21 protein-coding genes and 1 pseudogene are annotated in these 21552 nt (G+C 52.2%); 13 read left to right on the top strand and 9 right to left on the bottom strand.

All coding sequences use genetic code 11. The features are described 5' to 3' along the window. Positions 1-42: 42 nt before the first annotated feature. The 4 genes from AC4EYZ_RS24445 to AC4EYZ_RS24430 are packed head-to-tail and all read left to right on the top strand — an operon-like array spanning position 43 to position 4702. Positions 43-951, top strand: a complete 909-nt coding sequence (locus AC4EYZ_RS24445) for an MBL fold metallo-hydrolase (RefSeq protein WP_022523405.1) — start codon at positions 43-45, stop codon at positions 949-951. Positions 952-996: 45 nt separating this feature from the next. Continuing rightward, positions 997-1425, top strand: a complete 429-nt coding sequence (locus AC4EYZ_RS24440) for a protein tyrosine phosphatase family protein (protein ID WP_022523404.1) — start codon at positions 997-999, stop codon at positions 1423-1425. 53 nt (positions 1426-1478) lie between these two features. Further along, positions 1479-3260 carry a SulP family inorganic anion transporter gene (locus AC4EYZ_RS24435; RefSeq protein ID WP_022523403.1) on the top strand — a complete coding sequence of 594 codons (1782 nt, stop codon included), beginning with the start codon at positions 1479-1481 and terminating at the stop codon, positions 3258-3260. Next, positions 3236-4702, top strand: a complete 1467-nt coding sequence (locus AC4EYZ_RS24430; RefSeq protein ID WP_022523402.1) for a dihydrolipoyl dehydrogenase — start codon at positions 3236-3238, stop codon at positions 4700-4702. The genes AC4EYZ_RS24435 and AC4EYZ_RS24430 overlap by 25 nt, the downstream gene beginning before the upstream one ends. Before the next feature lie 105 nt (positions 4703-4807). Here AC4EYZ_RS24430 and AC4EYZ_RS24425 read toward each other — a convergent pair whose 3' ends face one another. Next, positions 4808-5419, bottom strand: a complete 612-nt coding sequence (locus AC4EYZ_RS24425) for a LysE family translocator (protein ID WP_022523401.1) — start codon at positions 5417-5419, stop codon at positions 4808-4810. A 142-nt stretch (positions 5420-5561) separates the two neighbouring features. Between AC4EYZ_RS24425 and AC4EYZ_RS24420 the strand changes: the two genes are divergently transcribed. From AC4EYZ_RS24420 to AC4EYZ_RS24400, 5 genes are all read left to right on the top strand, one after another. Continuing rightward, complete coding sequence (locus AC4EYZ_RS24420) at positions 5562-6047, top strand: Lrp/AsnC family transcriptional regulator (protein ID WP_022523400.1); 486 nt, start codon at positions 5562-5564, stop codon at positions 6045-6047. 140 nt (positions 6048-6187) lie between these two features. Continuing rightward, positions 6188-6748 (top strand): polysulfide reductase NrfD family protein, encoded by a 561-nt coding sequence (locus AC4EYZ_RS24415; protein WP_238326098.1) that lies wholly within the window; start codon positions 6188-6190, stop codon positions 6746-6748. After that, a complete protein-coding gene (locus AC4EYZ_RS24410) occupies positions 6741-9836 on the top strand; it encodes a molybdopterin dinucleotide binding domain-containing protein (protein WP_053857052.1) in 3096 nt (1031 codons plus the stop codon). Before AC4EYZ_RS24415 ends, AC4EYZ_RS24410 begins: the two co-directional genes overlap by 8 nt. 377 nt (positions 9837-10213) lie before the next feature. Further along, on the top strand, positions 10214-10783 hold the full coding sequence (locus AC4EYZ_RS24405; protein WP_022523397.1) for a recombinase family protein: 570 nt from the start codon (positions 10214-10216) through the stop codon (positions 10781-10783). 798 nt (positions 10784-11581) lie between these two features. Next, positions 11582-12778, top strand: coding sequence for a tyrosine-type recombinase/integrase (locus AC4EYZ_RS24400; protein ID WP_022523395.1), 1197 nt, complete (start codon positions 11582-11584; stop codon positions 12776-12778). A 271-nt stretch (positions 12779-13049) separates the two neighbouring features. Here the strand turns inward: AC4EYZ_RS24400 and AC4EYZ_RS24395 are convergent, their stop codons facing one another. The 5 genes from AC4EYZ_RS24395 to AC4EYZ_RS24375 form a co-directional block, all read right to left on the bottom strand. After that, positions 13050-13217: a VIT1/CCC1 transporter family protein gene (locus AC4EYZ_RS24395; RefSeq protein WP_370657681.1), complete on the bottom strand. Its 168-nt coding sequence runs from the start codon at positions 13215-13217 to the stop codon at positions 13050-13052. A 336-nt stretch (positions 13218-13553) separates the two neighbouring features. Next, positions 13554-13880 carry a hypothetical protein gene (locus AC4EYZ_RS24390; RefSeq protein ID WP_231500696.1) on the bottom strand — a complete coding sequence of 109 codons (327 nt, stop codon included), beginning with the start codon at positions 13878-13880 and terminating at the stop codon, positions 13554-13556. A 65-nt stretch (positions 13881-13945) separates the two neighbouring features. Next, positions 13946-14377, bottom strand: coding sequence for a DUF6691 family protein (locus AC4EYZ_RS24385; protein ID WP_035538505.1), 432 nt, complete (start codon positions 14375-14377; stop codon positions 13946-13948). Between the two features lie 8 nt (positions 14378-14385). Continuing rightward, a complete protein-coding gene (locus AC4EYZ_RS24380; protein ID WP_022523392.1) occupies positions 14386-14853 on the bottom strand; it encodes a YeeE/YedE family protein in 468 nt (155 codons plus the stop codon). Positions 14854-14882: 29 nt separating this feature from the next. Further along, positions 14883-15749 (bottom strand): MBL fold metallo-hydrolase, encoded by an 867-nt coding sequence (locus AC4EYZ_RS24375; protein WP_027959644.1) that lies wholly within the window; start codon positions 15747-15749, stop codon positions 14883-14885. 542 nt (positions 15750-16291) lie between these two features. Here AC4EYZ_RS24375 and AC4EYZ_RS24370 point away from each other — a divergent pair. The 4 genes and pseudogenes from AC4EYZ_RS24370 (at position 16292) to AC4EYZ_RS24355 (ending at position 18212) form a co-directional block, all read left to right on the top strand. Continuing rightward, complete coding sequence (locus tag AC4EYZ_RS24370) at positions 16292-16639, top strand: hypothetical protein (protein ID WP_235976184.1); 348 nt, start codon at positions 16292-16294, stop codon at positions 16637-16639. 39 nt (positions 16640-16678) lie between these two features. Then, positions 16679-17191, top strand: a pseudogene (locus AC4EYZ_RS24365) (DDE-type integrase/transposase/recombinase); the annotation flags it as partial. 156 nt (positions 17192-17347) lie between these two features. Beyond that, entirely contained in the window at positions 17348-17629 is a 282-nt protein-coding gene (locus AC4EYZ_RS24360) for a PepSY domain-containing protein (RefSeq protein ID WP_022523388.1), read from the top strand. A 13-nt stretch (positions 17630-17642) separates the two neighbouring features. After that, positions 17643-18212: a cytochrome b/b6 domain-containing protein gene (locus tag AC4EYZ_RS24355; protein ID WP_009288075.1), complete on the top strand. Its 570-nt coding sequence runs from the start codon at positions 17643-17645 to the stop codon at positions 18210-18212. Positions 18213-18319: 107 nt separating this feature from the next. Here AC4EYZ_RS24355 and AC4EYZ_RS24350 read toward each other — a convergent pair whose 3' ends face one another. From AC4EYZ_RS24350 to AC4EYZ_RS24340, 3 genes are all read right to left on the bottom strand, one after another. Further along, positions 18320-19009, bottom strand: a complete 690-nt coding sequence (locus AC4EYZ_RS24350; protein ID WP_022523387.1) for a VIT1/CCC1 transporter family protein — start codon at positions 19007-19009, stop codon at positions 18320-18322. Positions 19010-19196: 187 nt separating this feature from the next. Further along, positions 19197-20609, bottom strand: a complete 1413-nt coding sequence (locus tag AC4EYZ_RS24345; RefSeq protein ID WP_022523386.1) for an ATP-binding protein — start codon at positions 20607-20609, stop codon at positions 19197-19199. Then, entirely contained in the window at positions 20606-21268 is a 663-nt protein-coding gene (locus AC4EYZ_RS24340; protein ID WP_022523385.1) for a response regulator, read from the bottom strand. The genes AC4EYZ_RS24345 and AC4EYZ_RS24340 overlap by 4 nt, the downstream gene beginning before the upstream one ends. Positions 21269-21552: the final 284 nt, after the last annotated feature.

Raw genomic sequence — 21552 nt, 5'->3', positions numbered from 1 at the left:
GCTCCTCACCCTGATATCCCTCAATTCTTAGGAGGACTACGCATGAATACCTTTAAGCTTTCAAAGCACACTGGAACAGGCAAGCCCGATGTCGCCGGTTTTTTTGACCCACGTACCTTTAGCATCCAGTACGTGGTGAGCGACCCCGCTACCAAGCAGTGTGCGATTATCGACCCCGTATTGGATTTTGACGAAAAGTCCGGCGCAACCGCGACCCACTGCGCCGATGAACTGCTGACCTATATCGAAAAAGAGGGGCTGTCGGTGGTGTGGATTCTCGATACCCACCCACACGCCGACCACTTCTCTGCAGCACACTATTTGAAAGAAAAAACAGGTGCTCCGACGGCTATTGGGCAGCATGTCACCAAAGTGCAGACACTTTGGAAGGAGATCTATCACTGGCCAGAAATGCCTACCGATGGCAGCCAGTGGGACACACTGTTTAGTGAAGGCGCCACCTTTAACATCGGTGAACTTAATGCTCGCGTACTTTACTCGCCCGGCCATACGCTGGCCTCGATTACCTATGTGATTGGCGATACGGCCTTCGTGCACGACACTCTATTCCAGCCAGACTTTGGTACCGCTCGGGCGGATTTCCCCGGTGGAGATGCCAAAGAACTGTGGCACTCCATTCAACAGATTCTATCGCTGCCCGCTAACACCCGGCTGTTTACCGGGCACGACTATATGCCCGATGACCGCGAGCCCCAGTGGGAAAGCACGGTCGCTGAGCAGCGTAAACATAACCCACACTTAGTCAACATGAGTGAAACGGGTTACCTCTCTCTACGCCACAAGCGCGATAGTGAATTGCCCATGCCCAAACTGATTTTGCACGCCCTACAGGTCAACACGCGTGGTGGAAGACTGCCGGAGCCTGAAGCTAATGGTAAGCGCTACCTAAAAATTCCTCTGGATGCCCTTGAAGGCGCCGCTTGGGATTAATAAGCCACTAATTTTCAGAACCTCTACGATAGAAGGAGCATGACCATGCAAACGCAGCCTTTAGAGACCGATGTCGAGATTACCTCGGCGCTCACGGTAGAAGAGCTTGAGCAAGTAAAAGCAAAAGGCTTCAAGACGGTTATTTGTAACTGCAAGCCTGGAGAAAGCGCTGAGTTTACGGGTGAAGACGCCTACCGTCGAAAAGCAGCAGACATTGGCCTTCAGTGGGTGCACATTCCTGTCACACCCGGTGACTATAGCCAAGCGGATATTTCCGCCTTTGCTGAGGCGTTACAGCAACTTCCCCGGCCTATTTTGGCTTTCTGCCGCACCGGTAAGCGGGCTACCCATCTATGGGCCTACGCTAAGCGTCAAACGGAGCAGTGCGACCTGGCTGAACTATTTGACGCTGCAAAAGCAGCAGGCTTCGATTTGGAAGAGCACCGACAAGGGCTCGAAGATCAACAAACCTAACAGTGCGACGACATTAGTCGTGATTACGCCATATCAGCAGGCGAGTACGTCACATGAGCATTGAGCGTTGGGTGCCACTGTTCGGCTGGCTACGCAGCTATAACCGGAAGCTACTCTCTCGGGATGCTCTGGCTGCGATAATTGTTACGCTAATGCTGGTGCCGCAGGCGCTGGCCTACGCTCTTTTGGCGGGGCTACCGCCGGAAATGGGCCTCTATGCCAGCATGCTGCCACTGGTTCTGTATGCCATTTTTGGTACCAGCGCTAGCTTAGCGGTGGGGCCTGTCGCCGTAGCGGCACTAATGACCGCTTCGGCGCTGAGTAATTTTGCTTCCCCTGGCAGCCCGGAATACATTGGGGCAGCGTTGGTGTTGGCGGCGCTTTCAGGTCTGATATTGATCGCCATGGGTGTGCTGCGGCTGGGTTTTTTAGTTAATTTCTTGAGCCATCCGGTAATTTCGGGATTTATAACGGCTTCGGGCATACTGATTGCGATTAGCCAGCTTAGACATATACTCGGCGTAGAAGCATCTGGCCATAACGTCATTGACCTTATAGGGGCGCTACTGAGCCAGTGGCAGCAGGTCAATATAACGACACTGCTGATCGGACTAGGAGTGTGGAGCTTTCTGCTAATGTGCCGCAAGCGGTTAAATACGTGGCTGACGGCTATCGGCGTTTCTGCCAGCATTGCCGGGCTCATCGTGAAAGCCGCTCCGATCTCGGCGGTGATTGTCACCACATTTCTGGCCTGGGGGCTAAACCTAGAGCAGCGTGGAGTAGCACTAGTTGGTGCGGTACCCAGCGGTCTACCTGCCCTTGCACTGCCCAACCTGGATCAATCGCTGTGGCTTAGCCTATTACCCGCAGCACTGCTGATTAGCCTGGTGGGCTTTGTGGAATCGGTATCGGTGGCGCAAACACTGGCTGCCAAGCGCCGCCAGCGTATAGATCCTAATCAAGAGTTAATGGCACTAGGCATGGCTAATCTGGGCGCTGGTATCAGCGGCGGCTCGCCGGTGTCTGGCGGTTTTTCCCGCTCGGTAGTCAACTTTGAAGCAGGCGCGGCAACACCGCTGGCCGGAGCATTCACGGCGCTGGGCATTATGCTTTCCACACTACTGCTAACCGACCTACTGGCATTCTTACCCACAGCGACCCTGGCAGCTACCATTATTGTGGCGGTCGGCACGCTGATTGACCTACCGGCGGTGAAACGTACTTGGCAATACTCCCGTAGCGATGGCTTGGCCATGGTGGCCACCCTACTGCTCACTCTGCTGCACAGCGTGGAGCTAGGCATTATAAGCGGCGTAGTGCTCTCGCTTGGGCTGCATCTATACCGTACCAGCCAGCCCCACAGCGCGGTGATTGGCCGCGTGCCGGGCACCGAGCACTTTCGTAACGTCAAGCGCCATCAGGTCGAAACCGATGAGAACGTTGCGATGCTGCGCATCGATGAAAGCCTATACTTCGCCAATGCCCGTTATTTGGAAGACACCGTCATGGCCTTGGCCGCCCGCTCACCCTCGCTTAAGCATATTGTGCTGACTTGCCAAGCAGTTAACGTGATTGATGCGTCTGCGCTCGAAAGCCTAGAGGCGATCAACGCGCGACTAAACGATTCAGGTGCCAAGCTGCACCTAGCGGAAGTAAAAGGGCCAGTGATGGATCGGTTACAACACACTGACTTCTGTCGCGAGCTAACCGGGCAGGTGTTTTTTACGACTTTTGATGCTTGGCAGGCACTGGCCCATCCCGCCGAAGCCAACTCACCACTCTTGCCAACACAACGAGAGGAGACAACGTCATGCAACAGCGACACGCCAAGATAGCCATTATTGGTGCAGGTAGCGCTGGCCTTAGCGCGTGGCACGCTGCACGCAAGCATACCGACGAGGTAGTACTAATAGAAGCAGGAACCTATGGCACGACCTGCGCCCGAGTGGGTTGCATGCCCTCTAAGCTACTCATCGCCGCTGCCAATGCAGCACACAATGCGCGCAAAGCGGAGATGTTTGGTGTCACTGCCAATCAGGTAGTGATCGATGGCGAAGCTGTTATGGCAAGAGTCAAACATGAGCGCGATCGCTTCGTCAGTAATGTACTGAAATCGATGAAAACGATTCCTGAATCCAACCTGCTGAGTGGCCACGCGCGTTTTATTGATCCACATACATTGGTCATAGATGAGCATACCCGGCTTACCGCCGAGGCCATCATCATTGCCACGGGTTCGCGGCCCACATGGCCAAAGCTGCTGGAAGGCGCTGGCGATCGGTTAATCATTAATGATGACGTGTTCAACTGGGAAACGTTGCCTGCATCAGTCGCTGTGATCGGTCCTGGCGTTATTGGCATGGAGCTTGGTCAAGCGCTTAGCCGATTAGGTGTGAGAACTCGTACGTTTGGCGTGGGGGGTGCGATTGGGCCTTTTCAATCTGAAAAACTCCGGCAACTGGCGGACGAGACATTCAATCGCGAGCTGTATCTGGATCCTGATGCCAATCTCGACAAGATTAAACATACCGATAACGCCGTTGCCATTACGTTTTTCGAACGTGACCGGGGGCAAAAACTCACCGAAACATTCGAGTATGTCCTGGCCGCAACAGGGCGTCGGCCCAACGTGGATCAGCTAGCCATCGAGCAGGCCGGACTCAAGCTGAATAAACACGGCGTACCTGAATTTAATCGCTTTACTTTGCAATGCCTAAGTACACAAAACACACCAAGCCATATTTTTATCGCAGGTGATGCAAATCAGTCGGTACCGCTACTGCACGAAGCCATCACAGAAGGCAAAATCGCAGGACGAAATGCCGCTCATTTGGATGATGTGCAAGTGGGTCAGCGTAACGTCCCCCTGGCGATTGTATTTACCGAACCCCAGATGGCAATTGTGGGTGAGAGTCGCGCTACGTTAGACACTCGTTATGGCGGCTGCGGCTGCATAGCTGAAGGCGGAGTTTCCTTTGCTGATCAAGGCCGTGCACTGGTCATGGGGGAACATAAAGGTTATTTCGAGCTATATGCGGAGCACGGCAGCGGACAGTTTTTAGGCGCGGAGCTATTCGGGCCCCAGGTTGAGCACATAGCCCATTTGCTTGCCTGGGCACTGGAGCAAAAGCTAACCGTCAGCCAGATGCTCGCTATGCCCTTTTACCATCCGGTACTTGAAGAGGGTTTAAGGTCAGGGTTGCGCGATTTACAGGCAAATCTCCAACAAGGGCCTGCCATTACTGAGCACTGTATGGAGTGTGGCCCAGGCGATTAAGGAAATGACTAAAATAACTAACCTCCCTCCCTAATCAGCCTCATTCATCTTGGCGGCCAAGTCCTGCATCTGCTTGCGGGGCTTTATTACACTAGGATAGCAATTTTAAGCGGCTAACCGCAGCGCAAAGCCAATAAGCAGCGTTCCAAACACCCATCGCTGAAATATTTGCCGTTTCTGCTGGCTGGCAAACCAGCGTTGCATCTGCGCTCCCAGGCAAGCATATAGCACATCATAGAGTAGCCCCACCCCCACTAGCACCGCCCCCAGTAAAGTGAACTGAAGTGCGACGGCACCTTGCTGGGTATGTATAAATTGGGGCAGTAACACCGAACAAAAAAGCAGCGATTTCGGGTTCAGCAAATTAGTTAGAAGCCCTCGACGCCAAGCTAGATAATAGCTGCCTTTGAGTGATGCTTGGTGATGATTACTATCAGAGCTATGCCGACTACGGATAAGTTGCACACCTACCCAAACCAGGTAAGCTGCGCCCAAGTAACGAACCACATCAAATAGCCACGGGGCGGCGGTAAATAGCGCCGCTAGACCCAACCCTGCTAATGCCACATGCAGCCCTCGGGCTATGCCTAGCCCTAGCGCTGTGGCTAGTCCATGACCACGCCCCTGAGAGCTACTGGTATGCAACACAAGCAACATATCGGGACCAGGAATTAGGTAAACAATGGCTAATGCACTAATAAAAAGACCAATTTCCATCGCTGCTTCCTTAAGGTCACAAATAGTGTCTTCGCAAGCGCTATGGTACCTTTAAAGAGATGAGCGTTTTCTTGCCATTTTGACTTTAAAAATGATATTTATTGGTATTTTGTGTCAATTTTTAACAGGAAAATAATCACTCATGCCAATTGGTCAGTTAGACGCTATCGACCGCCGCATTCTTGCATTGCTCCAAGGTGATGCCCGTTTAACGAATGTGGAGCTCGCGGAGAAAGTAAACTTGTCGCCATCTCCCTGTTTACGCCGAGTGCGACGCTTAGAAGCTAGCGGTATTATCCGTGGTTACCATGCTGAGCTTGATCGGCGAGGGGTCGGGCTTGAGCTAACGGTGTTTGTGGGTATCAAGGTTGAACGTCACCATGAAGAGCAGGCTAATGCCTTCCGTGAGGCAGTAGTCAATCTGCCAGAAGTCGTCACTGCGCACTTAGTCTCTGGGGAGTCTGATTTTTTACTGCAGGTGGTGGTACCTAGTTTGGCGGCTTATGAGGCGTTTCTAACGGGGACACTGCTTCGCCTACCTGGGGTGAGTGATATTCGCAGTAACTTTGCTATCCAGCCCGTGAAAGAGTATGGCACCTTACCATTAGCTAACAACAATAAGACCTAGTTGTGAAACTTATTGATAGTGGCGCGCTCGTTTGATGCAATTTAACGCTAAACCCACGAATACCCATATGAAAAGTGCTGAACCGGGTTAGTAGGCTTTGCTCGCAAACCGCTATACGACAGATGCTGTATGTGCTGCTAGTGACCTGTGCGCTAGCAGGCTTGATTGCGATTAGCTGGTTTTTGGATGGCGTGAATGCACACGTAGGCTCAGTTGCCGCCGCATTGGAATCCGTGAGCCATAGCGACTCGTGGCGCAATACCGCCCTATGGGGAGGGATTACTGGCTTAGCGCTATTTGCCGCCGTGTTGTTTTTACTGACTCGCCCTACCCTGCGCCAGAAGCACGCGCGCGTTGTCCTAACCTCTAGCCAGCCAGCACTGTTTGCCTGGGCATGGTTGCTAGGCCTCGTAGCCATACACATGGGCTGGATGTTCCGCTGGGTGGTGCTGATGGATGTTCAGCATGTGGCCCGCAACAGCGCAGGCTTTCATCACTACGGCATTCCCGCGGGCTCTTCCGGTATTTTAGGCATTGTTGGCACCTTCGGCCTCTGGCTCGCCGCTATTCTACTGATTGAACTGTTTATTCCCTGGCGGCAGGCCCAACAGGGCGGCCTTATAGCAACGCCCACTCACGCTACCCAAGATGCTTCTACTCATTCTCTCACCGCGAAAAAAGGAGCGTCTAGTCATGTCTAAGTCTACTCAAGATCCGTCACGCCGCCGTTTTCTAAAAGGCGCTGCCGCCGCTGGTGGTGCAGCCACCTTTGCCGTGGGCTATGCCGACCCATTGGCAAAAATGGCTAAGGGCATTACTGGTAGCGCGGGTGAAAAACCCAGGCACAATATTCATGGCAACTCGCTGACCCCAGAATACCGAGTCGATTTAGACACTGGCGAACTCACTTTGACCCCCGACCAGCGGGTCGCCTTCACTATTTGCTACGGTTGTACGACCCGATGCGGCGTGAGAGTAAGGATCGATGACACCCTTGGCGAAGTACTGCGGGTATCAGGCAATCCCTACCACCCGCTGTCCGCCGACGACCATTTACCCATGCGTACACCGGTGGCGGATGCACTGCGCAGTGTTAGCGCCTATGGCGAACAGGGCCAGATAAACCGCTCCACCGCCTGCGCCCGTGGCAATGCCATGATGAGCCAAATTACCAACCCTTTCCGTGTCGACCACTGTTTAAAACGAGTAGGCAAACGTGGCAGCCGTCAATGGCAGAAAATCTCCTTTGAGAAACTCATTGAAGAAATCTGCGAAGGCGGCGACCTGTTTAGCGAAGGCCACGTTGATGGACTGCGCGATATTCGCGATCACGACACACTGATCGACCCTGACAATCCTGAATATGGCCCCAAGGCCAACCAATTAATGGTGATGGAAGCCACTGACTACGGGCGCTCAGATCTACTCAAGCGCTTTACCCTCAATGCCTTTGCTACCCGCAATTATGGTCACCATGGCGCTTACTGCGGGTTGGCTTTCCGCATGGGATCTGGCGCGGTGATGAACAATATCGTCACCAACGCCCACGTTAAGCCAGATATCCAAAACGCACGTTTCATCATGTATATCGGCTGTGCGCCCAGCCAAGCGGGCAACCCGTTTAAGCGCCAAGGCCGCTTGATTGCCCAAGCCCGTGCAGCCGGTACATTGGATTACGTGGTGGTCGACCCAGCGCTCAATGCTGCCACCTCCCACGCAGCTGACAACAACCGCTGGGTGCCTATTCGTCCTGGGACAGACAGCGCTTTTGCCATGGCAATCATTCAGTGGCTACTTGACAACCAGGGCTATGCTAGCGACTTCCTAGCCCTGCCCGGCAAAGCCGCCGCCGATGCAGCGGGCGAAACCACCCACTCCAACGCCACTCATTTGGTAATTGACACTTATGAACACCCGCGCAGAGGTTATTTTCTTCGCGCCAGCGACCTGGGCCTAGCGGAAGCGGGTAGCGATGCTGACTCGCCGGTGGTAGTGGCCAATGGCGAACTCGCGCTAAGCGAAGAGGTGATGACCGCCGAGCTCTTAGCCGAACGTCCGGTTGAGCTTGCCGATGGCACCACCGTGACCGTCAAAAGCAGTCTGACGTTGCTAAGCGAATCTGCCCACGAGTACGACCTAGATACCTACGCAGAACATTGTGGCATTCCAAAGGCGACGATTATTGAATTGGCCAGCCGCTATGCCAGCCATGGCAGAAAAGCCGCTGTTAACTGTCACGGCGGCATGATGTCGGGTAACGGTTTCTACGCCGCGTTTAGCGTGCAAATGCTGAACCTACTGGCGGGCAACTACAACATGAAGGGTGGCAGCGCCGTGGGCGGCGGCACTTACAGCGGTACCGGCGAGGGCCCACGCTACGATTTAGCCAACTTTCCTGGTAAGCGCGCGCCGCAGGGGGTATTTCTATCCCGCTCGCGCTTCCCCTACGAAAAGTCTTCCGAGTATCAGCGCAAAGTCGCCGCAGGCGAAAACCCTTACCCGGCTAGAGCGCCGTGGCGCTCGTTGGCGCCGCCGACGCTCACAGAGCACCTACCCTCGGCACTAGATGGCTATCCTTACCCCATCAAAGCGGTGATTGGCTGTATGGCTAACCCGATTTATGGTCAGGCTGGCCTAAAAGGCGTCATTGTCGATAAGCTGAAAGACCCCAAACGGCTGGGACTCTTTGTTGCCGTGGATGGCTTTATCAATGAAACCAACCGCTACGCCGACTACATCGTCCCTGATTCTGTGATGTATGAGGTGTGGGGCTTTACGGGCGCGTGGAAAGGCACCCTGGGCAAGCTGACCACCGCCTGCTGGCCCGTGGTGGAGCCGCGCCAGCAAAAAACCGCTGAGGGCGAACCGGTGTCTATGGACAGCTTTTTTATCGCTGTGGCCAAACGGCTTGGCCTGCCCGGCTTTGGCGACAACGCAATTCCCGATGCCCAGGGCAATCTGCACCCGCTCAATCGCGCAGAGGATTATTATCTGCGGGCCGCGGCCAATATCGCTTTTCAAGAAGAACCCTTGCCAGAAGCCGACGATGCTGATGTTGCCCATGGAGGCATTGCCCCACTGGTGCCTAAAATCGCACGAACGCTAAAAACTGATGAACGCGCTCGAGTAGCCTATCTGTATGCCCGGGGTGGACGCTTTGAAGATGCCAGCGAGCACTTCATAGGTGAAAAATTGAAATACCAGTGGAAGCAAACGCTATGTGTTTACAACGAATCAGTCGGCACCAGCATTGATACCACTAATGGCCTGCCCAATAGCGGCGTCCCCTGCCATAAGCTACCTCAGATGGCGAACATGCAACCCATGCGCGAGGTGTTTTCGGAGCAAGAGTGGCCGCTGTTGGCGTTCTCGTTCAAATCCAACCTGATGAACTCTTACGCTATCGGCAGTGAGCGGCTGCGTATGATCAAGCCTTACAACCCGATACAGATGCACCGCCAAGACGCAGAGCGCTTTGGTATCCAGCACGGCGATACCATTCGCATAGAAAGCCCTGGCGGAAGCGTGGTCGGGTTGGCGCTAGTCAGTGAAAGCGTAATACCTGGTGCCTTGGGCATTGAGCACGGCTATGGCCACCGGGATTTAGGCGCAACGCCACATATTATCGACGGTGAATCTCAACCGGATATGCCTTGGATGCGCGCGGGTATCAATATCAACGATCTAGGCTTTAAAGACCCCACGAGGAATGTGGATGGCACTTGGCTTGAGCCCATCAGCGGGGCCAGCGTGCGCCAGGGTTTGCCGGTAAGGGTTAGTCGAGTTTAGCTGATAATCGTTTTTCAGAGCTGATGGATCATTCGGTGGGAATTGCTGCAGAGCTTCCTACCGAATGAGTGATGAAGCTCATTGATACATTTTCAAAATCTACTTCTGACTGTTTATAAAGGGCATTTCTGTTAAGTAAGACAAAATGTTTATGGCTTTCTTACGCAAAAAGCACATAATTGAATAAGTATATTCCCAAAAGAAATATATCAGCACGCGTTGAAGGAGTCTGCCATGCAAAAATCACCGTTTGTGACCCCTCTGAAAACCAGTCTCAAAATGGTGTCATAAAATAGGGTTTGACTTATGAACCTATACTGCTATTATGACACCACGTTTTTGAAACCATCTTGGTAACAACCAGAAAGGGGCACGACATGGCACGCACTTTTTTATACAGCAGGGTCAGCACCAACGACCAAACCACCACAAACCAGATTCAAGAAGTTCAAGCTGCTGGTTTTGACATTCCAGAGTATCGGGTGATGGAAGAGACAGTTAGCGGCTCTACATGTGCCTCAGAGCGCAAGGGGTTCCAGAAGCTATTAGAGCGCATGGAGCAAGGGGATGTTCTGGTTGTCACTAAGCTGGATAGGCTGGGTCGTAATAGTATTGATGTTCAATCAACAGTAAAGATGCTTGAAACCAAGGGGATTAGAGTTCACTGCCTAGCTCTTGGTGGAGCTGACCTTACCTCTCCAGCCGGAAAGATGGTTATGTCTGTTCTATCCTCAGTGGCAGAGTTTGAGCGTGACTTACTGATAGAGCGCACTCAGGCAGGCTTGCAGCGTGCACAGAGTCAAGGCAAGGCCCTAGGGCGTCCTGTTGCCACCTCAGCTAAAGAGGTACAAGCCCTCAAAGCTGAAGGCCAGAGTCAGAGTCAGGTGGCTCAGAGCCTTGGTGTCAGTCTATCCACTGTGAAGCGCCTTTGGAGCAAAGCAGCCTAACCGGCTATTACCGGTTTGACACCAGCCCCTACCAACCCTCCGATACTGGTATTCCAGTAATGGGGGAAAGGCGGGAAATCCCGCTATTACCCAGATATAAGCAATAATAGACTGTAAACTGCGAAGACCGCGCTATTAGCTCTACAGGTTCGCAGAGTTAAAGGGACTGATTAGTCCCTTTTAAATGGACAGATTTGTCCATTTTAATAGCAGGATTTCCTGCTTCTATTTTCCAAACAAGGGCGCAACAGTGCCCCCACGCTGTAATGAAGCTTATACACCCTGCTGAAAGGCCGTACAAGCCGCTCTAGCCCCTACCCAGTAGGGTAGCCTACCTAACACCCTTATCGTAGCCCCTACACGCTCACAGGAGCTTCTAGGGCTATGCTCGATATTTTAGGCAACTAGGCTGCTAGGTGGGGTGGTATATGGTGGTGGGCTTAGCACCGATGCTCACCCGCCAGATATTCCACTGGGTCAAAGCACCTATCTGTGCTTAGCCCATAGACATGAAGAGTAGTGAAAAAAGTGGTGAAATTGAGTAGTGAAATTGGCAAACAAAAAACCCCGCAATCTATTGATTTACGGGGCTTTTTTAATAGTGGCGGAGGGACAGTCCGCATACTATATGTACAACAGCATCCAAAATTATACAACAAGCCACTGATTTATAATAAATTAATAGTCGATACAGTCCAGCCACACCCACTCACATACAACGTAAAACAGATTTAAAGTATGGGCTGATGTATGGGCTAAAATGTGGTACGTTAAAAACATACTTCGGGGATAGCGGCTATGGGCAAACTCACGACAAAAGGCGTTCAAAAGCTGGTCAAGGAGTCAAACCATGGCATGACCAATGATGGGGATGGTTTGTACCTCAAAATTGGCAAAGGTGGCGGCGCAAGCTGGATTTACCGTTTTCGATGGAATGGCAGGTTACGTGACATGGGTCTTGGTAGTTATGCTGACAAAACACTATCAAACGCACGCGAATCAGCCGCAGAAAATCGAAAGCTCGTCAAACAAGGCATCGACCCACTGGCTGTTCGTGAGCAGAAAAATGAAAAAAAGTCCGTGACTGTAACGGTTACCCACTGCGCAGCACGATATATTCAATCCCACCGTCGCAGCTGGCGAAATGCCAAGCATGCACGTCAGTGGGTAAGCACTCTTAAAACATACGTGCGCCCGGTAATAGGAAACCTACCCGTAGAAGAGGTCACCACTCAGGATATATTGAAGATCCTCACGCCTATCTGGACAGTCAAGAATGAAACAGCTAAGCGTGTTCAAGGTCGAATTGAAAACATATTAGACTTCGCCGCAGCTCATGAGTATCGCGACCAGGTCAACCCTGCCCGCTGGCGTGGCCATCTCGATAAACTCTTAGCTAAGCCGTCAAGGGTTCAAAAGGTGAATCACCATCCTGCTATGCCTTATGATCAGGTAGCGACATTTATAGGTTCCGTTCAGCTCTATAAAAGCATGTCATCAAAAGCACTACTATTTTTGATACTGACAGCCACACGTACCTCAGAGGTGCTCAACGCTGAGTGGAAAGAGATCGACATTGGAAAAGCTACTTGGCAAATACCAGCAGAGCGCATGAAAGCTAATCGAGAACACAGAGTGCCACTATCTAAGCAGGCAATTGATCTTTTACTGAGTCTCTCTCGCGTGAAAGGCAATAGCTTTATTTTCCCGGGAATGAAAGCGGGTCGACCACTATCCAATATGTCGCTTCTGCAATTTATGCGTGGGCTAGGTTACGGGCCTAGTGGTGAAAAAGGCAATTATGTGCCCCACGGATTCCGCTCAAGCTTTAGGGATTGGACAGGCGAGGTAACGAGCTATCCAAGGGATGTAGCTGAAATGGCACTGGCTCATGCAATTGAGAATAAAGTTGAGGCCGCCTATCGTCGAGGAGACCTTTTTGAAAAGCGCCGAGCTATGATGCAGCACTGGGCCGATTACACTTTTTTGGTATAACAGCTAGGCCTTATCATTGATCCGCCAATTATCCCGTGTAATAAGCATTTGGTGACTGAAAGGTAGTCGAATACCTCATTGCACGTCCGCAAGCGAGACGCCTATCGTTAAACTACTTTTGAACACTACGCGTTCGTAGTGTTGCAACGACACGATAAATACCGTTTATCAACCGGTAACCGACATCTGAATTGATGACACCTTATGGTTGCTGGTGAATGGGCGTAGTGCTTTCTCCCATTATTGATATCAATCCCAACAATTCACGTAGTTAAGCCACCACACCAAATACCCGCCCTATGCCGGATGTGATGGCCATAGCAAGTGCACCCCAAAACATGACTCGCAAAGCAGCCTTGAGCGTTGGCGTCCCACCTGCCCGCGCGGCAACGGCCCCCAATAAGGCTAGAAAATATAATGAACATAGCGATCCCAACACCGCAAGCTGCGTTAGCGGCCACAATGGCTAGCCCCAGTCCACTGCGCTGCTGTTTACTGGCGCGCCAGAATCGATGCGTTAATTTGCGCTATCAACACCTGAGCCTTGGTCGCTAACGCTAAAAGTGAGACGACGCTCCCCTGACTCCCACTGCGCATCAACGTTAACGTGGGCATCGCAAGAGCAACATCAGGCCAGTGGGATGGCTCTATAAAGCGGACTTGTTTGTCGTACAAGCTATTTGCCGGGGCATGTTAGGCCACATCTGCGACGCGACTAGCTTGGCCATAATCAAAACGCACACGCACCTCTAGACGAGCCAGAGTGAGTAACTGGTCAAGGGTTTAGCTCAACCGCACAACGCACTCTTGAGCATAGTTGAGCGATGTTATTGCAGCCTGACTTTCGACCCTGCGAGCCATTTGCAGGTGGGTTTTGATTACAGTCAGCGGAGGCATGGTTTGTAAAGCGCTGCTCGCGGATAATGGCTTGCTGTACACACTCAAGAAGCGTATTTGAGGTTTCAATTAGCGGACGAGTCTCTTTAGGGAGGCCATACGTAGCGACCGGGGCGAGTGCATCGGGTAATCCGCGATCAAGAATGACCAAATCACTGGTCACCGCTCGCACCGCCTGACGGGCGTTAACCCAGTGTTTAGACAAATAAAAACACCCTTGCGGTGAAGGCAAGGGCGTGGGCATGGCAATCGCCGAATAAGGACGAATGGCTAGGCGAGACGCTTAGCGGCAAACCACCCCAACACCATGGTCACCAGCATGGCCAATAGCGGTAAGGAAAGACCGCCGATGGAGGCAATCGCTGGCCCTGGGCAGTAGCCGGAAAGTCCCCAGCCAATGCCAAACAGGGCCGCGCCCCCTAACAACTTCGCATCTAACTCTCGTTTGGTCGGTAACTGAAAGACGCCACCCAGCAGTGGAGCAGTACGCTTGAATACCAGCCGATAGCCGATAAAGGTGGTAACGACGGCCCCGCCCAATACGAACATCAGCGTTGGATCCCAGGCACCCGCTACGTCTAGAAATCCCACTACTCGCGCGGGGTCCGTCATGCCTGAAACAGCCAAACCAATACCGAAAAGTAGCCCCGCCGCATAGCCTGCCGCCGTTTTTATCCAACTGCTCTTGTTTGACTGACTCATTGAACTATTCATTGAACGCCACCTAAACCTAGCAAGTGGCGCGAGATATAAACGGTCACTAGCCCCGTCACTAAAAACATACCGGTGGCCGCCATGGAGCGTGGCGCCAAGCGCGCCAGTCCGCATACGCCATGGCCGCTGGTACAGCCACTGCCCAGCCCCGTGCCTACGCCCACTAACAGCCCAGCCACTAGCATTAACCCTACACCTCCTACTGATGCGCCGATCACCTCGCCAGGGCTACCGGCAACGTTGCCCAAACCACCACCAAAAGCCATAAGCAAAAGCGGGCCGCTAATCAGCCCTAACAGAAAAGCCACTCGCCAAGCGCTATCGCCCTTGGGGCGTTGTGTTATCAAATTGCCCACGATGCCACTGATACCCGCAATACGCCCTAGCGTTGCCATCAGCCAGGTAGCGGAAAGCCCGATCAACACACCCCCAACCAGCCCTTGTAAGCCTGCTGTCCAATCCACTGGTGACTCCTTAGATCGCACTCAAACCGTTAGAAAAAATTAATCGGCACTTTGAGATAGACGGTGCCGTTCTCTTCCGCCGGAGGCAGCTCCCCTGCACGCATATTGACTTGCACAGAGGGAATAATGAGCTTCGGCATGCCTAAGGTGGCGTCGCGCTCAGTGCGCATCTTCACGAACTCGTCTTCGCTGATACCTTCATGAACATGGACATTCTCACTGCGCTGTTCCGCAACGCTGCTTTCATGCTCAAAGTTATCACGGCCGGGGGCTTTATAGTCGTGGCATAAGAACAGCCGCGTCTGCTCGGGAAGCGCCAACACTTTTTGAATAGAGTGATAAAGGGTGCGCGCATCGCCGCCGGGAAAGTCACACCGCGCGGTGCCATAATCCGGCATAAAAAGCGTATCGCCTACAAAGGCGGCATCGCCCACTACGTAGGTTAAACAGGCGGGCGTATGCCCAGGAGTGTGCAGAACATTGCCCTGTAATTGGCCAATGGTAAACGTATCCCCTTCTTCGAACAGCGCATCAAATTGGCTGCCATCCCGGGCAAACTCGCTGCCCGCATTGAACGCCTTACCGAATATCTCCTGCACCTTCACTATGTTGGCGCCAATGCCGGTTTTACCGCCTAACTGATCATGCAGGTATGGCGCAGCCGAGAGGTGGTCGGCATGCACATGGGTCTCCAAAATCCAGACCACCTCGAGATCGTGTTCGCGAATAAAGGCGATGATGTTGTCAGCGGATCGCACGTCCGTCTGCCCAGCGGCATAATCAAAGTCGAGCACTGAATCGATGACCGCACAGGCACGGCTGTCTGAGTCTTGAACCACATAGCTAAAGGTATTGGTGGGCTCATCAAAAAAGTGCGTAACGATTGGGCATTGCATCGCGATCACCAAGATAGGTAATTTAATTTTTTGATTATGAAAATAGTATATATCAAAATAACTCATAAGCTTAGATTTATTTCGAATATGATTCCAGAATAATTTTTTTAAAAAAATTCTATCGTTAAATTACAAAGCTGGTTAGCTAGCCAATGGGTATACCCGCTCTGTCGCGACTTGGATCTGGGTAGGCTAAGTGGGGATTAACATATCTTATTGCTCAACACGGATTCCATTGTGTCAATTGCGATATTTGCAAGTCCTTCAAGATAAAACACGAAAGACGAATAGCTTTATGAAGGTTTTGTCGAACATCGAATTTTCCCTTCTTGGTGCAGCACTGGTCGCGATTAGCTACGGGTTTGGATGCTTCACTTTTGGCCTATTTGTCCTGTCAATTATTACCGAGCTGGCTAACGTCCTACTTGATCGGCATTATCAGGGTGCTTAGGCGTTGCAGGTCTCGCGCTGCTCAGTCAGTCGTATGCGCACTATCAATGGGTATTGGTGGGTTTATCTGCGGTATCTGCGCCGGTTTGATGATGCCAAAACTTACCGATGCGATGACGGCATTGGTGAGTCGCACGATGCACGGTCGTGTAATATCCATCATGAATGCTGGTACCAGCATCGGTATTAGCATTGCCGTGCCCTCCGCCGTGTTCCTATACGATGCATGGCGTCTCACTTGTATGGTATTTGCTGTGCTAACGGCTGCTGGCGTGAAGGCTGCATGGTACTTCATTCCCTTGGATTCTCGTTTAACACCTGGCAATGCTTCCCCCACCGCCACCAATCACTCGGTTACAGTGGTCGCGTTTTATTCGGCTTTCGTTGTTCGGCTTCGCGATGGGCTTTGTGTTAGTGCCGTACTGGCTTTTACGTCTTAGGCAAGCGGTCGGTTCACCCGTTATCGGTATTTTTAAGGGCCCAACCTCGTTTGGGATAGCGATGTCACGTATATCTAAACTGGAGATCGCTGGGCCTATCTAACGGTTGTCATTGACATATTAGCTAGAAAACCGGTTGGCTGGGCGAAGTCGTTATCGCCGGATAGCGAACTCACCAGTTGTGTATTAAAAATGGTCTATAAAAGCCGAGGGCGACCCAAAGCCGTTATGTTCCACAGCTGACCAGGGCAGCTATTTTACGAGCTGTAGTTTCCGTCAGACGCTCTGAAAATGCCTGATAAAACAAAGCCTGAGTCGGCGTGGGAATTACTGTGATAATGCGCCAATGGAGCGGTTCTTTTGGAGCTTATAGGTTTAATGGGTGCCGACGTATGGCTATCGCTCATTCTTGGAGAGCCAGCATCATATCGTGAACTATTTAATCAGGTATTAAAGCCAGCTTAGGCCTCATCAGCATAATGTGGGTGTTAGCCTGAATCAGGCAGAGGAAAAAAATGGGTTAACTATAAACCGGTGGCCAGTTTTACTTGACCACTACAGGCGCCAGAAAAACGTGCTCAATAATCAGTTTTTTTGCTGCTTACCTTTTTTTAAGCCTGCCATAAGTTACCTCATTTAGGATGATCCTTGTGCCAATCGACAAATATGTCTTGCACAGCCACCCATCATCGAAAAGAGGTATTACTTATGCGAACTCACATCACTAAGATTATAACATCGGCGTTGTTACTGACGGCTAGCACGGCTGCGCTGGCCGAGACTCATTGTACTGATGCCCCCAGTGACGAATGGATCAGCCAAGCTGATATGGAAGAACGTATCAGCGAGATGGGTTACAAAATCAAAGAATTTAAGGTCACCGAGGGAAACTGCTACGAGATATACGGCTGGGACGAGCAGGAGCGCCGGGTAGAGATCTATTTCAACCCAGTAGATGCCAGCATCGTGAAGCAGGAAGTCGAAGACTGATCAGGAGGTTACCATGGCCGATAATACCCGTATCCGTGTTTGGGACCCGTTGGTCAGGTTGGTACATTGGGCTTTGGTTGCTGGCGTAGCCGTCAACTTATGGCTAACCGAAGAAGGGGGCGATATACACCAATGGGTCGGTTATGCCTTGGTGGCATTAATCGTCGTACGCATCCTTTGGGGATTTATCGGTCCCTGGAGTGCACGCTGGCGGAGCTTTTGGCCTACCGTGAGCCGACTTCAATGTGTGCTGCGCGGTCGCGACAGCAAGATAGAGCAAACCGGCATTACCCATACACCGCTGGGCGCTATCATGATGCTGGTGCTGCTTGGGCTAATCCTCGGTCTGGGACTTACTGGCTACATGATGGAAGAAACGGATCGTTTCTGGGGGGTTGGCTGGGTTGAAGAAACCCACGAACTCATGGCCAACGCGATTCTTTTTCTAGTACCACTGCATGTATTGGGTGCTGTGGTAGAAAGCCTCAAGCAAGGCGATAATTTGATCGCTAGCATGTTGCATGGCTATCGCCGCCGCCCTACCTCTACCCCCAACACTAAGGCTCATGATGTTCAGTCTTAATTAAGATGTTGTTAAGACAATGCAATGATAATGGCCACTCCTTAATTTTGCACGAGTGGCCTTTTCAGACCTGTTTGACACAGAGCAATGGCTGCACTATCCCTTATTTATGCCACGACACCGAACAAGCGGCCTATGCCGAAGGTCAAGGTCATCGCCAATGCGCCCCAGAACATTACGCGCACCGAGGCTTTGAGTATCGGCGCGCCACCCACACGGGCAGCCGCCGCCCCTAGAAAGGCTAAAAACAGTATCGAGAAGAGCGCCACCAGAAGAATAAGCAATGGCGGCGGCGCCCACCAGGCGATTAGCAACGGCCACATGGCGCCAGCCGTGAAGGTCACAGCCGATGAAAAGGCCGCCTGGAGTGGGCGCGCTTGGCTTGTCTCGGTGATGCCAATCTCATCTCTGGCGTGAGCGCCTAGCGCATCGCTTGCCATCAGCTGTTCAGCGACTTGCGTGGCTAGCGCCGGTGTTAACCCACGCGCTTCATAAATCGCTGCCAGCTCTTCCAGTTCAGCATCAAAATGTTCTATCAACGCTTGGCGCTCAAGCGCAAGATCCGCATGTTCGGTGTCAGACTGTGAGCTAACGGAGACGTATTCACCGGCGGCCATCGACATAGCCCCGGCCACTAGCCCCGCAATACCGGCCAACATAATGTCGCTATGCGCGGTGCTCGCTGCTGCCACGCCGAGTATCAGGCTGCTAGTCGAGACAAGGCCATCATTCGCGCCCATGACGGCTGCGCGCAGCCAACCTGAACGGTTAGATCGATGGTGCTCTGTATGTTGCATGGCCTCACCTCGTGATTGATTTCCCCTTTCTTTTCAGAGGGAGAGTGGCAGATAGCTGTGTGGCAACAGCCTTCAGGGCATATTTTTAGCCAGCGCTTGTAGCAACAGTGCGATTCTCTGGTGCATATAACGGTTGAAATGCATTTAGATTCAATCACTTGTTCCAAAGAAAAGCACTGTAAGCTAATCAGCGATCCTGATGTTGGTTTTGCTCCCACACCACACTGACCGCCAGGCCATTGGGCGTACGATTACTAAGCGTAAGGCGTGCGTTCTGGCGCTGAGCCAACTCCGAGACAATCGATAAACCCAACCCGCTGCCGGTGGTACCCTGGCCAGACGCGCGCCGAAAGCGCTCAGTGACTTTATCCAACAGTGCCTCGGGGAGGCCGGGGCCAGTGTCACTCACCGTGAGTTGAGGCAACCCCTCCCAAAGCGCTAACTCTACCTCCACTTGACCGCCTTCCGGCGTATAGCGCAAGGCATTATCCAGTAGGTTACGAAAGAGCATTCCCACCTCGACTTCGTCGGCGCGAACCTCCAACCGGGTTAAGCCTGTTAGCCTCAAGTGCTGATCTCGCTCATCAGCGAGTGGCCACAGCTCGGCTATCAATTCAGCAATAATCGGATAGAGGTCAATAGTGGCCGGTGAGGTTGTGGCAACTTGATCCAAACGAGCCAAAATGAGCAGCTGTTCTACCACCCGTTGAAGCCGCTCAACCCCGACATAAGCCTTTTGTAATGATTGCTCTCCCCCTGCCTGCGCATTATCTAAGTGGATTCTCAGCGCTGCCAAGGGCGTGCGTAATTCATGGGCCGCATCTGCAGTGAAGCGCCGCTCGCGCTCTAACGTGGCTTTCAACCGGGCGATAAAGTCGTTTAGTGATTGGCGTAATCCATTAAGCTCTTGAGGAACCGGATTATTGATTTGACGCAGGTCGTGGGCGGAGCGACCTTGTACCTGGCTGGAAAGTGCTTGGATGGGTGCAACACCCCGCCGGATAACTCTACTCATCAGCCAAAGAAGGAGTGGCAGCAACAAGAGCATCGGCAATAAATTGTTCCAGGTGATGCGCTCCACCACTTCATCATGAAACGAACCCCGTAGTCCCATGCTGATCCAGGTATCGCTGGCAACATCGAACATGCTGAAAACCCGCCAGCGGTGACCATCGTAGCTTTCCCAGCGAAAACCCTCCTCTAAAGGCGCGGGGAAAGGCCCTGCATCATTCCATTTGCCCCCTAACAGCCTGGGTGAGCCATCGGCATTCCAAAAACCCAGTACTAATTTAAGCTCTTCCTCGTGGTAAAGCTTGGGACCTGATTCAGAGCTGCTCACGGGCACGGCGATACCGTCACGATATAGCTGGGTTGGATGCGCGGGAAGGCCCATGCGCGCAGCAAGGCGAGCATAGTCGTCGATGGTAGCGTTTGGATCGAGTTGGCCAGCCACAATCCGGCTATGCAGACTGAGTTGTGTATCGAGAATTTCTTCTAGCTCGTGATCCGTAATTAAGTAAGCCGCGGTAACCGCAACGCCCCCAGCGACCACCATGGTAATGGCTAGCGTGCGAAGCAGATAACGCCGTATCGATCTCATTGCGCCTGGCTATCCAGTCGGTAGCCAATCCCCCGCACGTTAATAATTAGATGTTTTTCAAGCTTTTTTCGCAGATGATGAATGTGAACTTCCACCGTGTTGGACTCTACCTCTTCGCCCCAGCCGTAAAGCAAATTTTCTAAACGAGGGCGAGATAGCACCCTGTCAGGGTGCCTAGCTAGCTCTAGCAATAAGGCATACTCGCGTCGGCCCAACTTTACGTCTTTGCCCCGCCAACTCACCGCATGGAGAGCCTCATCAATACTCAGTGCACCCAGCGTCAATATTTGCGAGGCCCGCCCCTCAGCGCGCCGCATTACGACACGCAAACGGGCGAGGAGCTCCTGCAAATTGAAAGGCTTGAGCACATAATCATCCGCCCCCGCATCTAAACCCCCAATACGGTCTTCCATCGCATCACGGGCCGTCAAAATAAGAATAGGCAGAGTAGATTGCTGTCGGAGTAAATGCAGTACTTGCATACCGTCCATATCGGGCAGCCCAAGATCCAAAATAATCACACTAAAGGTCTCGCTGCCGATAGCGCTGATTGCCTCGCGGCCAAGCATAAACCAATCAACCGCGTAGCCCTCGCGCTCCAGCGCCGTCTTGATGCCATCCCCAAGCAAGGGATCATCTTCTATTAGTAGTGCACGCATGCTGATTCCCTCAATCGACAAGCCGCTATCTTGGCTACCAAAACTTAAGCTTTTCTTAAATAGGGTAACTTACTTCTCAAAAAGCAACCTCATCTGAATGCAACCAGTAAGCCAACCACCCTATCTTTTCGAACTTCTTACGCAGTTTAACTCTTCTTTAAGTTATTTAGGCTCATGCTGCCTCTTTCGCCATGGGCAAAGCCCAAGCAGTGCCTTCAGTGACAGTTATTTTGATTATGCCCTGTCGCAACCGTGGGCAGGCTATTTTTTATTAATTGAGAGAG

The organism is Vreelandella sp. 162(4c) (genome assembly GCF_058152265.1).
This window is presented reverse-complemented; position numbering and strand designations above follow the sequence as displayed.

Excerpts from the sequence above, each read along its gene's own strand:
- AC4EYZ_RS24445 (WP_022523405.1), top strand. The coding sequence starts at position 43 with ATGAATACCTTTAAGCTTTCAAAGCACACTGGAACAGGCAAGCCCGAT.
- AC4EYZ_RS24440 (WP_022523404.1), top strand. The coding sequence starts at position 997 with ATGCAAACGCAGCCTTTAGAGACCGATGTCGAGATTACCTCGGCGCTC.
- AC4EYZ_RS24435 (WP_022523403.1), top strand. The coding sequence starts at position 1,479 with ATGAGCATTGAGCGTTGGGTGCCACTGTTCGGCTGGCTACGCAGCTAT.
- AC4EYZ_RS24430 (WP_022523402.1), top strand. The coding sequence starts at position 3,236 with ATGCAACAGCGACACGCCAAGATAGCCATTATTGGTGCAGGTAGCGCT.
- AC4EYZ_RS24425 (WP_022523401.1), bottom strand. The coding sequence starts at position 5,419 with ATGGAAATTGGTCTTTTTATTAGTGCATTAGCCATTGTTTACCTAATT.
- AC4EYZ_RS24420 (WP_022523400.1), top strand. The coding sequence starts at position 5,562 with ATGCCAATTGGTCAGTTAGACGCTATCGACCGCCGCATTCTTGCATTG.
- AC4EYZ_RS24410 (WP_053857052.1), top strand. The coding sequence starts at position 6,741 with ATGTCTAAGTCTACTCAAGATCCGTCACGCCGCCGTTTTCTAAAAGGC.
- AC4EYZ_RS24405 (WP_022523397.1), top strand. The coding sequence starts at position 10,214 with ATGGCACGCACTTTTTTATACAGCAGGGTCAGCACCAACGACCAAACC.
- AC4EYZ_RS24400 (WP_022523395.1), top strand. The coding sequence starts at position 11,582 with ATGGGCAAACTCACGACAAAAGGCGTTCAAAAGCTGGTCAAGGAGTCA.
- AC4EYZ_RS24385 (WP_035538505.1), bottom strand. The coding sequence starts at position 14,377 with ATGAGTCAGTCAAACAAGAGCAGTTGGATAAAAACGGCGGCAGGCTAT.
- AC4EYZ_RS24375 (WP_027959644.1), bottom strand. The coding sequence starts at position 15,749 with ATGCAATGCCCAATCGTTACGCACTTTTTTGATGAGCCCACCAATACC.
- AC4EYZ_RS24370 (WP_235976184.1), top strand. The coding sequence starts at position 16,292 with ATGCCAAAACTTACCGATGCGATGACGGCATTGGTGAGTCGCACGATG.
- AC4EYZ_RS24360 (WP_022523388.1), top strand. The coding sequence starts at position 17,348 with ATGCGAACTCACATCACTAAGATTATAACATCGGCGTTGTTACTGACG.
- AC4EYZ_RS24355 (WP_009288075.1), top strand. The coding sequence starts at position 17,643 with ATGGCCGATAATACCCGTATCCGTGTTTGGGACCCGTTGGTCAGGTTG.
- AC4EYZ_RS24350 (WP_022523387.1), bottom strand. The coding sequence starts at position 19,009 with ATGCAACATACAGAGCACCATCGATCTAACCGTTCAGGTTGGCTGCGC.
- AC4EYZ_RS24345 (WP_022523386.1), bottom strand. The coding sequence starts at position 20,609 with ATGAGATCGATACGGCGTTATCTGCTTCGCACGCTAGCCATTACCATG.
- AC4EYZ_RS24340 (WP_022523385.1), bottom strand. The coding sequence starts at position 21,268 with ATGCGTGCACTACTAATAGAAGATGATCCCTTGCTTGGGGATGGCATC.